The organism is Flavobacterium sp. AG291, from assembly GCF_003350375.1.
GTDB lineage: Bacteria > Bacteroidota > Bacteroidia > Flavobacteriales > Flavobacteriaceae > Flavobacterium > Flavobacterium suzhouense.
In genome coordinates this window covers 146,618-161,608 of sequence record NZ_QQAR01000006.1, presented here as the reverse complement: position 1 = coordinate 161,608, position 14,991 = coordinate 146,618, and the positions used below count along the sequence as shown (strand labels likewise).

The following is a 14,991-nucleotide window of genomic DNA, read 5'->3' as shown; positions in this document are numbered from 1 at the left end:
GTAGGATAACACCGATGGGTTACAGTATTACCCCGTCACTTCCTTCTGGTTTAACATTTAGTGGTGTTACGGGTCAGGTGTCAGGTACACCTACGGCGTTAAAAGCCTCAACAGAATATACTATAACTGTTGATAATAATGGAGGAAGCGCTACAGCAAAAGTAATTATCGGAGTATTCTCAGCAACAGCAGTAACAACTGATGCTATAACAAACCTTACCTCCAATCAGGCGAAAATTGCAGCTACAGTGACCAATGCTGGCGGCTCATCCCAACTTACCAAGGGAGTTTGTTACGGATTTAGCCTCAATCCAACTATCAGTGACAGCAAGGTGCAAGATTCTAATTATGGGGCAGGTAGTTTTGAGGTAATTCTTAGCGGACTGGCAACAAATTCTCACTATTACATTAGAGCTTATGCAACCAATGAGCTTGGTACTAACTATGGCAATAATATTGAAATCAGGACATTTATGGAAGCACCAACATTAAACTATACAGGCAGTTCGGATTATACTATAAATATGACCATGGCGGAGCTATCTCCAACGGTTACAAGTATCCCGGGCTATGGGCTTCCGCTAACCCCCGAGAATGCATTGATAAGTACTTTTGCGGGTACTGGAAGTTCAGGTACAGCAGATGGTACCGGTACGGCGGCTAGTTTTGATACAATGAATAAAATAGTGTTTGATTCTTTGGGTAATGCTTATGTTGCCGATGGTAATAACAATAAGATCCGTAAGATTACCCCATTTGGTGTGGTTAGTACTTTTGCAGGTAGCGGATCTCCGGGGTCGGCTGATGGTATAGGTACAGCAGCGAGCTTTAATCGCCCTTTTGGATTAGCTATTGATGCTTCAGGCAACCTTTACGTTACTGATTATGATGGCAATAAGATCCGTAAGATTACCCCGTCGGGTGTAGTAAGTACCCTTGCAGGTAGCGGATCTCAGGGATCAGTTGATGGTACAGGTACTGCAGCTACATTCTATAATCCTTCAGGAATAGCCATTGACCCTTCGGGCAATTTATATGTTAGCGAGTATAGTAATAGAAAGGTTCGTAAAATTACCCCTTCAGGGGTTGTAAGTACCCTTGCGGGTAACGGGAGTTCCAGTTCAACTGATGGTACTGGTACAGCAGCAAGTTTCGCTATTCTGTTTGACATAACTTATGATGCTTTAACGAATAGCCTATATGTTACAGAAGGCGGCGGCTCACAGAGGATTAGAAAAGTAACGTTAAACGGTGTTGTAACGACCCTGGCAGGAAGCAGTGCCGGCTATGCTGATGGTACAGGCAGTGCCGCAGCATTTAATACCCCATTGGGTATTGTGTCGGATTCCAATGGTAATTTATATGTTAGTGATAATAGTAATAGAAGGGTAAGGAAAGTAATCGCTTCTACAGGCGTGGTAAGTACCATAGCGGGTAACGGTACTAATACCAGTACAGACGGAGTGGGTATTGCAGCACAGTTCTCTAATCCACGAGGTATTGGAATCAACCGTAGTGGAGAACTGTACATTGCGCAAAATTTCATTATCCGAAAGGTTACTCCTATGGGATATAGTATAACACCTGCACTTCCTATAGGCCTCAGCCTGGACAGGTTGACGGGTAAAATTTCTGGAACTCCTACACTTGCGTCTCCTATGACTACCTACAGTATAAAGGCAGAAAATAATGGAGGTTCAGCGACAGCAACGGTTAGCTTTAGGGTATCAGACGCGCCATCTCTTGCTTCATCGGTTTTCTGTGGCAGCAAGACAATTGCGGATCTTAATACATACTATGCTAATACGTCACTTGTTTGGTATATTTCAGAGGACGCTACTATAGCCCTTGAACAGGATTACAGCCTTACAAATAATACCTCTTCGTACAGTAAGTTACATACCCTTTATGCAGCCACGGTTTCTAATGGAGTAGAGAGTCAGCGTACAAAAGTAGAGGTAACTATAAACTCTCTTTTTGGGGTTTCTCTTGGTTCAATATCGGAGAGTTTTGTAGCAATTAATGTTAAGAAGTTCTCGATAGCATTTTCACCTTCAGGTCAATATAAATGGACGGTTCCGTCCGGCCTTACGGTCTTATCAGCTAATAGCCTTGGAAATGAGATTACAGTACTTATACCCGAGGGATTTGTTTCAGGGCAGGGAGTGGTTACGGTACGGGTTTATGATAGCTGCAGTGAGTCCTTGCTTTCGACCAGGACCATTACCGATGCAGTACCAGCATTAATAGGCACTGATATTGGGTGCTCATCTACCGCTGTTACCTATACGGTTTCCGCTGTTGCAGATGCAGCTTACAACTGGAGCCTGCCTTCAGGGATGTCTATTAATGGTTCTTCCTCTGGAAACAGTATTACTGTTGCAGTAGCAGATGGCTTTATATCGGGTACAGTAAGCGTGTCTATCACCACTCCTACAAAAACCTACAGTGCTTCCCTTGCAGTTAGTAGAGTTCAGATGCCTGCGGCTATCTCCGGCCCTGCAAATATCTGTGGAATAACTACTGCTAATTACAGTGTACCGGCAGTTAGCGGCGCCATTTCATATGTATGGACCCTTCCTGCAGGTATGACCGCCTCAGGGAACACGACAGGGAACAGCATTTCCGTTTCTATTGACAATGCGTCATTCTCTCAGGGTACTATAACGGTAAGAGCCGTAGGGGCATGTGGTAACAGTCCTGTACGTTCGCTCATCGTATCTAAAAATATACAGCCTGGAGCTATCAGGGGCGTCCAGAATATTTGTACCATGGGAACCAATGTGATCACTTTTTCAGGATCCCCTCTAACACTGTCTTCATCTATGGAAAGCTACATGATGTATGCCTGCGGCAGTATTAATGGCATCAGTACCTACAACTGGACAGCGCCAAGTGGGGCAAGTATCGTTTATGGTCAGGGTTCAAGCGTTATAGGAGTAGTTTTTGACAGTTCATTTGCGGGAGGGCAGCTTTCTGTTGCAAATGGATCAGCGTGTTCAGGAACTCCTTCTGCACGTACCTTGTCACTTACTTCTGCCTCAGGGGTAATTGCGGGTCCATCTGACCTTTGCGGCCTGACTACAGGTACCTATAGCGTGGATGCCGCAATAGGTTCTGGTTTTGTATGGACTGTTCCTTCATGGATGAGCATAGTATCTGGACAAGGTACTAACTCGATTAATGTTGCCTTTACCAATGTAGAGCAAAGCAATAGTGTTACTGTAAACTTTAGCCCTGCTTGCGGTACTTTAACTTCACTTTCAAAAGCCATTGGCTGCGCGTACGTTTCTTACATTGAGTCACCTGTCTGCGGTACGACTCTCCCTGGGGTTAATACTCTTATAATCGCCAAGTCGGTTGCGGGAGCGGAATCGTATAAGTTTACGGTAAATGACTCTAACAGTATCAGGGAGTATGTCTCAGCTACCAGAAGCTTCAAACTGACCAATCTGGCTGGGGAAATCCTGCTTGATACCGCGCATAATATTATTGTTTCGGTAAAAGTTAACGGGGTATGGTACCAGTCAGCGAAAGAATGTGTACTGAAAACTCCTTCACTTCCGGCATTAGTCAGCGCACAGTGCGGCTTCACGATGTCATCATTTGACCAGGCTATCACTTCAAATGTTATCCAGGGTGCTGAAGCTTATAGGTTCAAGGTTACAAGTGGAGAGCAAGAGGTTACTTATGAAACAGCAGCCAATAGTTTTGCGCTTTTGGAACTCCAGGGAATCAATATTTCAGCAGGAGCAACCTATACTGTTTCTGTTGCAGTGATGATCAATGGAATATATTCGGACTATGGCACTGAATGTGCTATAAATACTCCTGAACCATTATACACTCAACTTATAGATTCACATTGTAATGCAACTTTGAGTACTATAGATGCATATATTACTGCCACTGCTGTCCAAAAAGCTACTACTTATAAATTTAAGGTTATAGGCAATGGAACCAGTGGAGAATATGTGAGCGCAACCCGTCAGTTCAGGTTGAGTGACGTTAGTGGACTTTCTGTTAGTTATGATGATGATTATCAGGTAAGTGTAGCTGTAGGGGAGAATGGTGTCTATCATCCTTTTGGGTCTGTTTGTGTTGTAACTACTCCAGGTGTTGCGGTAACCAAACTTGTAGATTCCCAATGTAATGCTACTATGGCTTCTTACAATTCTTTTATTACTGCCAATAGTGTACCTCTGGCGACTTCATACAAGTTTAAGATAGTCGGGGGCGGAATAGATACCGAGTATACCAGCTCAGTGCAGCAATTTAAACTAACTGATATTCCAAACATAAATATTGTCCACGGCGCTAGCTATCAGATTAGTGTTGCGGTTGAACAAAATGGAGAGATGCTTGACTATGGTCCTGCCTGTACGATTACAACGCCAATGCTTTACACTCAACTTATCAGTGCGCATTGCAATGCTACGCTCGCCTCTAGTGATGCCTTCATTACTGCTAACAGTGTAACAGGAGCTACTACTTATAAATTTAGGATTGTTGGTTCGGGTTCTGATGTTGAATACATTAGTACGGTACGTCAGTTTAAGCTGACAGATGTACAGGGTCTGTCTCCGGCTCCCGGACAAACTTATCAAATTAGTGTTGCAGTAGGGCAGAATGGCAGTTATCATCCTTACGGTTCTGCCTGTACAGTTCAAACCCCAAATATCCTATATACCCAGCTTATCAGCGCACATTGTAACTCAACCCTTTCTGCATTTAATTCCTATATTACAGCCACTGCTGTAAGCAGTGCTACAGCGTACAGATTCAGAATTGTTGGTGAAGGTGTTGACAAAGAGTATACGAGCGCTATCCGTCAGTTCAGGCTGACCGATGTTGCAGATCTTGCGATAACATATGGACAGACTTTACAGATTAGCGTTGCGGTGGAGCAAGAGTCTCAATTCCAGCCATATGGCCCAGCCTGTACGGTAAGCACACCGCCAGCGGTCTACACTCAGTTAATCCCGTTACATTGTAACTCCACACTTTCAGCGGTAAATGCTTACATTACAGCTACAGCTGTAACCGCAGCCACATCTTATAAATTCAAGGTTGTCGGCGACGGCATTAACACAGAGTATATCAGCAGTGTAAGGCAATTTAAACTAACAGATATACCTAATGTTCCGATAGCAATGGGTGTAACTTACCAAATCAGTGTAGCTGTAGGTCAGAATGGTATATATCATCCATATGGAAGTACATGCAGTGTGACTACACCTGACTTATATACGCAGCTCATCAGTTCCCATTGTAATGCTACCTTAACGGCTATGAATGCATATATAACCGCGAATAGTGTATCCGGAGCTACTTCATATAAATTCAGGATTACCGGAAATAACATCGCTACCGAGTATATTAGCACGGTGCGCCAATTCAGGCTTACTGACATTGCGAATGTAAGCTTTGCTGGGGGCACAACTTACCAAGTTAGCGTAGCAGTAGGGCAGGCAGGTATCTATAATGATTTTGGTATAGCCTGTGCTATTACCACCCCTGCGGATACAGCAGCGCGTACATCGACATGCTTAAAGTATCCGGGAACTCTTGATAGCAGCATTTATTTTGAGAATATAGAGCAGGGTGACAGCTACCGCTTTATTGTCTTTGACGGTAGTCGGGAATATACATTGGAATCTTCAGTATTAGACTTCATCTTATCAGAAGTACCTGAGCTCGAAGTCCAATACGATATGGAATATAAAGTGAGTATATCGGTTCTCAAAGACGGTCAATGGAGTGATGTTATGGGAAGCTGCATCATAAGAACACCGGCGAAGGATGTTTTAGGAATGAGTCCGTCTGATGGTCAATACGATATCCAGATATATCCGAATCCTTATCAGTCTGAATGTACAGTCGCCATCCATACCGGGAGTGATCAGATGGTAGAAGTGACAATATTCGATACTGCAGGTAGGCTAATCTCGGCACAACATTTAACTCCTGCTAAAGAGATAAAAGTTGGAAATGGTCTCCCTTCGGGTGTATATACCTTTATTGTACGACAAGGTGAGTTGATAAGGATATTCAGAATCGTCAAAATAGAATAATTTTTAGTTTGTTTGTTTTATAAAGGCTATCCCTTTTTGGATAGCCTTTTTTTTTTAGAATATCGCATAGGATTAATATATCCTTGTTATTTAGGGCTTGGTGTTGGTTTGAGCAACATGATCAATAAATTTATAGTACTGTAATTCAGATTATTCCTATATAGTCTTTCCTTTTTAAAGCCTGACTTACAATTGGGATTATAATGGTTAGTAGCTTCTCTCCCTTTGCTAAACTTTTGTACTTTCTCAAAAGGCATCTGTTGTTCCAAATTTGATTGAATTGATGAATTTAGGATTTTAAACCATTTATTTCTCTGGAATGATCATTTATATCTTTAAGAATTCCTTTTGTTTATTGTTAAAACAATTTCTTAGTTATTAGTAGTAAAGCCTTTAATTTTGTGTCTAATGACTACGATCTATATCTTTCGGAAAATTCGTATTCGCAGATTTTATAAAGAGAGTTATTATTTATAGTTATGGCTATTTTTTCATTATTGAAGGTAATCTGTTGTAACTAGTTAAAAACCTCTATGGCTTAAATACTTTATGGAATCATAAGAAGTTTCTAATATATATATTAAATACTTGGTACGTCTTGACTAGTCATATGTGTGGGATGGCTGTAGGCTGTGTACCGATACTCCTCCTACAAGACAAATAGAATGATTTTAAAAATTTTTTAAAAGTTCCCTTCGGATGTCTTTTCTCTGTAAATCTGTAAAAGATTTCCCCCCGGAGAACAAGAGTAACGAAGCAAGTCTGTGGGAGGATGTTATTTACATGGTAGCTGATATATTTATAATTTATAAAGGGAAGAATCCAGTAATGGAAATCTTCTTTATAGTCTGATAATAGCTTTCTGGATTTTAATATTAGATATGAAGCGTTATTGAGATCTTTATAATTATGTTGTTTTTACATATTCCTGTTTACATGATACGTTATAATGGTTTTGGTGTGAAACTTCCTGGAAAAATAACTGGTGTAATATCTGCTTTTACAATCTTGCCTGCGTCAATCAAAATTCAGAATAAATTTTAATAGTTTTATTGATGTTGTTTTAAACTTATTTAAGTTGATTGCTACATATATTAGTATCTTTTAGGGATATACTAAAAAGAATTTATTTTATGTCCTTGATATGATTCTGTGATTGTATTCTAAGTAATTTGTCCGAAAACTGTTTGCTATTACGTCTCTTTTTCTTTACTTTAAATTTCATGTGAAGTAGTGCTACTCTAAAATTTATAGCTTACACATATTTTTCATTTATTTGCTGTTAAAAAAGGGTCATCTTATAGGACGATGACCCTTTGGTAATTAGTGATTCAGATCATAAGATATAGCAAATCAAATTAAATCACTTCGATTTTTGTTATTAGGTCATTTTTTAATAAATAAAGCATAGCTAACAGAAACGTTTGATGAATTGTTCGTAACCCAATTTTGACAACGCGAGTCTTTCACCTGAAGCTAAAATCATTTCATAACCTTCACTTCGAGTGATCTTATTTACCTGACCAACATTTACAATAAGAGTATTACTCATTTTTATGAATTTATTTTCAGGTAAAATTTGTTGAAATTCACTTAAGTTGCCTAACATATTTATGGTCTTTCCGTTGGATTTATGTATTTCGATGGACTGATCTATAGCTTTAAAATAACTTATTTCTTCGAAAGTTACGATTTCCAAATGTTGCTCTGACTCTGCAACAATATTCTTCTGTATCCCAAAAATTTGATAGTCCCTTTTTTTATATTCGGTTAAATTTTCACTATCGATATCCATATAGGCAAATGATATTAGTCTTAATAAGTCAATTAGTATGAGAGGTTTAACCATAATATATCGCAGGTTAGGTACCGGCCTGAGTATCCTTTTTGATGTCGTGTAAATAGTTTTGTTATTGACATCTTCATTAAAAATTTGAAAATCTATATTAGTAGTATCTAAATCTACAATTTTCATTACGTGTTCAGGCATCTTTTCCTTTAGAAAGCCGGGTACAGACGGATCGTAAAGAATTATTTTGAAAAAATATTTTTCCATTTCCATAACTTTTCTTTGAAGTTTTTTGTCATCACTGTAGATTAATAAGTTGTTTTCTTTTGGCATTTGTAATTATAAATTAAAGATTTAAGATTTTCGGAGTGCTTACCTTTAAATTAATATAGTACTATTAATTGATGATTAAGTTAGTTATAAATGCTGTTTAATACTATTTTTTTGTGTTACTATATTTATTTTTTAGTTATTTAAATTATAAATATATACACAGTCAGCTTTTTATAGAAGTAACTGGTTGCTATTATTTTGAAATTGTAAACTGTGCCTTGTTTGTTGTTTTTTAAAAATGAATTTAAATGACCAATTGTTAAATTGGTAAAAACTAATCTAAAAATGGGGATTGTGTTACTGCTGGTAGCAGCATCCGGTGGTAAAAAATAATATATGCAAATCTTAAGGCTTTTAACAATACTGTTTCCTGTTTTATAACATTTATTGATTTAATACTTTAAAGAAAGGATCCAATCTTTATATCACTTTATCACATCATTGTTACTTGTTATTAGCGATAGGCAAAGCGGGTGTCACATATTACAAAGGCGATGATTGTGTTTATTGTAACTGATAGTCATTACAATTGATATATTTTTACTGGATAATTAATAAAGTATCGAAAAGGTTCAGAAAATTAATATTTCAGGTATTTTAAGATTTTATTCAATAATTGTACAAGCAGTAGGAAATACATTATACATGACTCTTCTATGATTAATTGACCTTATAGTAATTATGTTGGAAATGTAATTAACAGTAAATGCTAGTTTATTTATAGGAAAATATTATCTATGGAATAACCTTTTGGCTCTATAATAACTGAGAGCAGCCAGTTGTAGGTTTCGTATTTCATTAGCTAGTCCTTATGTTAGCGTACTCACAGAATTTTGGGTCAACCACTCTGGTATTAATTGTCAGAGTAATTACTTTCGTATCACTCTTATTTTTAGTTTGTTCTTAGATAGCATAGGTGGTAACACTATACTCATCCATAGCAGCTATGATTCTCATATAAGATATATCATTAGGAAAAATTGTTGTTGATAATCTTAGATTTTCTTGTGGTAAACTCTTTTTTATTGCTGGAGATGTTACGATAATTAAAAGCAATTAATTTTCCGGTGGCTGTTTAATGCCAATTCATAAACTTTGCTACATCTCTATATACTCAAGAGATTTCTGTTGTTTACTGGCTGCATCCAGTTGTTTATTTCCAATATGGGATACCATAGAATATATGTTTTTTTGTTAAAAAAATGTGAAAACCATGTATTCGTTATTATTCAAAATCTTTCTGTTTTTTCTTTTTGGTAGTTTTACCGCCCAAGCTCAATTTTGCTTGGGCTCTTCTTTAAAATCTGACTGCAGCTGTTCCACGGTAGCTTTACCACGGAAGATTTGGATATTGGAAATCAATACTGGGCAAAGCATGCTTGTGGGAGGTTTTGCTAATGGCGTTTACGCTACTGAACGCTCTGGTAAACTTAATAGTGTAAAACCAAACTATGTAAGGGTTGGCGCAATGATTTTTCTTACGCAAAAATTAGGCTTAAAAGCTGATTTTTCTTTTGATAATATTGAGACCAAAAACAAATTGACTTCGTGGGATTCTCAATATTACCGACTTTCATTAAGGGGATGTTCTGATGTTTCAAAGGTGTTTGGTGTTAAAGAAATACTTAACGATTTTGGGATTCTTGCAAACGCAGGTTTTGTTTTTTCTCATTTCAATTCGTCGCATTATTCTACTAATGAGTTTGACCTTGGATTTGTCTACGGTATTACACCTTACTACAGAATCAACAACGCGCTTGCAGTCAATCTTGATTTTAATTTTCAAAAGACTTATAAAAAGCATCTTAACTGGGATGGTTCAATGGCGGATAAAAACGAAAACCTCTTCGGTGCGATCGATAGTGTATCTCTTGGTTTTTTAATCTATTTATAGTGTATAGCTAAGTATGGGACTTAGGTTTTTGATAATAATTGCCCAAGGGCTTCCAATAAATAAAATTAACAATGGGCTTTGATTTTTTTATATGCTTTTTTTGTGCTTTGTTCTGTTTTCTATTTACGTATTACTCAACAAGGGTTATTTTAAATATCTCAATTAAGAAACGATTATTTGCATCTACAAATCACAGGAGTTCTCATATTTCCAATGTAACCAATTTGGGAGGGATTCCTATTTTTCTTGGCGTTGTTTCCGTTGCCTTTTTCAATGACCTTCTGCTAGGTGATTCCGGTTTCAACAGGCTGTTGCTATCCTTGCTTATGCTTTTTTTTGTGGGTATTAAAGATGACCTTATTGCAATGGAGGCTTATCCAAAGCTTTTAGTACAGATGCTGGCATCGGTTTTTGCGATTGTATTATATAATCTCTTTACTGTACAATTTTATTATTTTGTCGTACCATCGCTGAATATTATTTGTTCGGTTACGCTCTCGTTATTGTTTTTTGTTATGATTATCAATTCGTACAATTTAATTGATGGTATTGATGGCCTGGCGGGTCTGACAGCAATACTAATAGCTTTGGTGTGCGGTTTTGCTGCCATTATATCCGATAACCCCTCACTTTTGCTATTATGTCTTGGTATTATTGGTTCAGTTGCAGCATTCCTGCTCTTTAATTTTTCGGACAAAAGGAAGGTTTTTATGGGTGATACTGGATCGCTTGTTGTTGGCTTTTTGCTTTCTTTTATTGTTGTCGTTACTATTAAAAGATCAGTTGCTTTATCGGATAAGGGCATCAGCACATTATCAATATACATACCAATGGCCTTATCGGGGCTACTATTCCTGACGATATTTGACACTGTAAGGGTAATGTGGATCAGGATTTTCCGGTTAGGCGTTAGCCCATTTAAGGCCGATAAGAACCATTTGCATCATCATCTCCTTAGAATGGGCTTTTCCCATAAGAAGGCGTCAATGCTTCTTACCCTTTCAAATATTCTTTTAGGCATCCTGTTTGTGGTTCTTCATATTGACTATCATTATATTTTTTATGCCCCGATTTTAATATTATTGCTTATGGCTTTTTACAGGCTGCGTTGCCTGTTATTAAAATTGTTAGTACATGTCATCACCCTTTATAGATAGCTAGTACCCGTTTAATTTTGTTAAGTTCAGTTTTCATAGATTGTTATGGACGCTTTAGGTTATTCCAATACCATGCTACTGCTTCTTTCAGGCCCTTTCTGATGGAGAATTGTGGATCATAATGTAATAATCTTTTTGCTTTATCTATACTTGCCAGTGAATGTGGAATATCTCCCAACCTTTCCGGACCGTAAATCACTTCAACGTTTTCTATTGCGCTGTCGTATTCCGACAAAAACTCTTTTAGATAGCCTAAAAGTTCATTCAGCGTAGTTCTGTCTCCAAAAGCGGTATTGTATACTGTATTTACAGCTGCAGGATTTTGTGATAGCATCGCCAGCTCATTCATGTGTATCACATTATCTATGTAGGTAAAATCTCGGGAGTAATCACCTCCGCCATTTATAATCGGGCTTTGATGATTCATGAGCTGAAGAACGAACCTGGGGATTACAGCTGCATAAGCTCCTGCCGGATCCTGCCTTCTGCCAAATACATTGAAATAACGAAGCCCGATAGTTTCCAGCCCGTAAGTCCTGTTAAAGACATCGGCATATAATTCATTTATATATTTGGTGACAGCATATGGTGACAGAGGCTTTCCTATTTTTTCTTCTTCTTTTGGCAAAGCATCCGAATCGCCATAAGTTGATGAGCTTGCCGCATATACAAACCTCTTTACTCCGGCATCACGGCTTGCAGTAATCATGTTCAGAAAACCACCAACATTGACATCGTTGGAGGTTAATGGATCTTTTACAGAGCGCGGTACCGATCCCAGCGCTGCCTGGTGCAAAACATATGAAACCCCTTCCACGGCCTTCCTGCAGTCCTCAATGTTCCTGATATCGCCCTCAATAAGTGTAAAATTAGGATTTGATAAATGGTCTTCGATGTTTTTTCTGAATCCTGTCGAAAAATTATCAAGACATATCACTTTGTAACCCTTTGCCATAAAATGGTCACAAAGATTTGAGCCAATAAATCCCGCGCCTCCTGTAATGAGTACTTTTAGCATTCTTTCATTCATAGTATAACGTGTTTTTTGTTGAGTGATTTGTGGGTTTTTCATTATTTCCCCTTTATTATTTTACGTTTAGTAACCGTTGCTGTTATCTCGGTCTTTCCTTTTTGAGCAACATCTTGTACAGGTTGAGTTGCCCCTGCCATATATGAGAACGGTCGAAACATTTACGTGCACGCAAGGCGGCATTTTCACCATGTAAAGGTAAGAGACGCTCCTTTTCTTTTATGTAAAAGCGCATAGCATGTTGTAAGGCTACCGTATTTTTTTTGTCAACATGAATTCCTGTATAGTAATTAATTACAGTATCCCTCAGGCCGGGAATGTCGGCAACAATTGACGGTGTTCCCATTGCTGCTGCCTCCATAACGACATTCCCGAAGCCCTCACGGTGGGAGAAGAGTATCAGTGCATTAGCGGCCGCATAGAGGATTTCGACCGTTTTTACTTTACCGAGTTGAATTATGTTGTTGTTCCGGGCTATCAACTGCCGGGTATCATCTTCCAACGGATCCGTATACTCCGGCGGACCGGCAATAATCAGTGTTGCATTTTCATCGTTGAGAGCTGTAAAGGCCTTACACATTTCATTAATCCCTTTATCTTTAGCGACACGCCCAATATAAAGAAAAACAAAGGTGCCTTCTCCTATTTTTAGGCGGCTTCTAAAGCGCTTTGCTTTCAATAGCAATTCCTTGCTTTTGGAAAATCGCTTCGTATCTATACCGTTGCTACTGCCACTACCAATTACAAGGCTTTTCTCCAAACTAGTAATTCCTTTTTGTATTGCATGTTCCCTAAGTGATGGGCTGATAACTATAACCTTATCGGCCAGGCGACAGGAAAGGTATTCGCAAAATCTCACAATAGTTCCCTTTATGCCTGGCATCGTATCGGAACGTAACCCACGAAGGGTAAAAACAAATCTCGTACGTGGAAAGAGCAGCAAGGCTATGGCGAACAACAGGCCTGGTTTCGGATTTCCGGCATTCACAATTTCCGGTTTTTCTTTACTTATTAAAATGATAATTCGGTAGAGGCAGTAAAGATCCCTGATGACAGAGATATCCTTTGCAAAATCCACGGCAATAGAACGGCATCTTTCTGTTTTTGCTAAATGCCTTATTTCCGGTCCATCTCCTGATACCAGTAGTACACCGAGGCCATGGTCATGTAAAAAAGCGGCCTGTCCTCTAATCAGATTGGCACAATAGGAATCAGTAACGGCAATCATTATTTTCATCTGTCTGCAAGTTTTGTAGTTTTACCGGGAACACCCGTGATAAAGCAGCCATCCTCAGAATCTTTAATTACAAAAGAGTTGGCCCCGACCAGATTGTAGCAGCCAATAGTAACTCCGCACTTAACGGAGCTGTTTGCAGCCAGCCAGGTTCCCTTTCCGATCCTGACCTGTTTTTGCAGACTTTTTCCAAACCTGAAGGATTTACCATCTAAGGTATGCTGTAATGAACTGATCACTACATAAGGAGCTAGCATCACTTCGTTTTCCAGAATGATGCCTGCTTTTGCATTTAGCCAGCAGCCTTTTCCAATGAATACGTCGTCACCAACTACAAAATTTTGAGGGCAGAGTAGGGTTACGTCCCTGCCTATCTGAAAGTTTTTACCGCAGCGCAATATAAAAGGTCTGGCAAGAAAACCCCTCAACTTTACGGTAATGGTCAGATCCGGTAGCCACTGGGTCATGTACATAACCCATGCAAAAGGGATATTATACCGGAACTGCCAGTAAATTTTTTTTGCTAGCATTTTTCAATTCGTTTAATAGTTCAATTCGTTTCTTTTTTAAAATGATGCTTTGGTAACCCTCGGCGACTTCGATGTTCCTGGCCTGGATCTTTGCGATATCGTGATGATTCCTGATATCAACGATCTTTTTGAAAATGGCGTCTACATCATACGGTTCAAATGTGAATTCGGGATCCAATAATTCTTTGATTCCTCCACGTGCCGATCCAAGGCATATAAGACCTCTTGCCATGGCTTCAATCAAAGAGCGGGGTTTCCCTTCCGATAGGGATGGGATTATAAAAAAGCTGTTTTCATCTAATAGCGCAATAATATTTTTCCTGCCAGTTACCTGTCCCCTGAAACTCACATGCTGACATACCCCCAAGTCTACCGCCATTTGGAAACATTTGTAGTCTGTAGGCCCTGAACCTACAAGGGTGAGTTGGCAATCATAACCGCTGTCTCTTAATTTCTTTATGAGGCGTATGAGTGTCTTTTGATTCTTTAGTTCGATAAAAGTACCTACGTGTATTATGGTAAATTTTACTGAGGAAGGATTGAGATCACATTTGGATTTGATATCTTCTGCATTGAGCCTGATAGAGGAAATTAAATTTGCTTTCCTACCCTTTGAAAGCGGATATTTTTTCATCAACTCTTCGCTGACGTAGCTGCCCACTATGCTGTCCCTTACTATCTCGCGAATTTGTTTCCTGATAAGTGTTTTCAGAGGCAGGGTTATTAATTTGGATATAAATGATTTTTCGCGGGACTGAATTGAATCCAGAGGATCACCTACCATCTCAAAAAGTGATGGCTTACCGTTCTGAAGCCGATGCACACGGTAACAGGCTATTGCCGGAATACGGTAGCATATAGCATCGTAGTTATTTAGGGATGGCATTTTCTTGAGGATGACCCGCTTGGACTGCAGCAGCCATTTGATTCCTTTTGAGCAGCCAAGGCTA

General features: G+C 38.9%; 8 protein-coding genes. 3 read left to right on the top strand and 5 right to left on the bottom strand.

Annotated features, from left to right (window positions below; translation table 11 throughout):
• Nucleotides 1-14: 14 nt before the first annotated feature.
• Nucleotides 15-6,074, top strand: coding sequence for a putative Ig domain-containing protein (locus DEU42_RS08680; protein ID WP_114757898.1), 6,060 nt, complete (start codon nucleotides 15-17; stop codon nucleotides 6,072-6,074).
• A 1,411-nt stretch (nucleotides 6,075-7,485) separates the two neighbouring features.
• Here DEU42_RS08680 and DEU42_RS08675 read toward each other — a convergent pair.
• Nucleotides 7,486-8,196 carry a LytTR family transcriptional regulator DNA-binding domain-containing protein gene (locus DEU42_RS08675; RefSeq protein WP_114757897.1) on the bottom strand — a complete coding sequence of 237 codons (711 nt, stop codon included), beginning with the start codon at nucleotides 8,194-8,196 and terminating at the stop codon, nucleotides 7,486-7,488.
• 1,213 nt (nucleotides 8,197-9,409) lie between these two features.
• Here DEU42_RS08675 and DEU42_RS08670 point away from each other — a divergent pair.
• Together DEU42_RS08670 and DEU42_RS08665 are read left to right on the top strand one after the other, a co-directional pair.
• The gene (locus DEU42_RS08670) at nucleotides 9,410-10,090 is read left to right on the top strand and encodes a hypothetical protein (protein WP_233506646.1); all 681 of its coding nucleotides are present in this window, start codon (nucleotides 9,410-9,412) and stop codon (nucleotides 10,088-10,090) included.
• Nucleotides 10,091-10,161: 71 nt separating this feature from the next.
• Nucleotides 10,162-11,247 (top strand): glycosyltransferase family 4 protein, encoded by a 1,086-nt coding sequence (locus DEU42_RS08665; protein ID WP_114757895.1) that lies wholly within the window; start codon nucleotides 10,162-10,164, stop codon nucleotides 11,245-11,247.
• 43 nt (nucleotides 11,248-11,290) lie between these two features.
• On the opposite strand, the gene DEU42_RS08660 is transcribed toward DEU42_RS08665, so the two are convergent.
• The 4 genes from DEU42_RS08660 to DEU42_RS08645 all read right to left on the bottom strand — a co-directional run bounded on the left by DEU42_RS08660 (nucleotide 11,291) and on the right by DEU42_RS08645 (nucleotide 14,927).
• On the bottom strand, nucleotides 11,291-12,265 hold the full coding sequence (locus tag DEU42_RS08660; RefSeq protein WP_114757940.1) for an SDR family oxidoreductase: 975 nt from the start codon (nucleotides 12,263-12,265) through the stop codon (nucleotides 11,291-11,293).
• A gap of 94 nt (nucleotides 12,266-12,359) precedes the next feature.
• Nucleotides 12,360-13,514 (bottom strand): glycosyltransferase, encoded by a 1,155-nt coding sequence (locus tag DEU42_RS08655; RefSeq protein ID WP_114757894.1) that lies wholly within the window; start codon nucleotides 13,512-13,514, stop codon nucleotides 12,360-12,362.
• Entirely contained in the window at nucleotides 13,511-14,041 is a 531-nt protein-coding gene (locus tag DEU42_RS08650; RefSeq protein ID WP_114757893.1) for an acyltransferase, read from the bottom strand. The genes DEU42_RS08655 and DEU42_RS08650 overlap by 4 nt, the downstream gene beginning before the upstream one ends.
• Entirely contained in the window at nucleotides 14,004-14,927 is a 924-nt protein-coding gene (locus DEU42_RS08645; RefSeq protein WP_158537864.1) for a glycosyltransferase family 4 protein, read from the bottom strand. The genes DEU42_RS08650 and DEU42_RS08645 overlap by 38 nt, the downstream gene beginning before the upstream one ends.
• Nucleotides 14,928-14,991 lie beyond the last annotated feature (64 nt).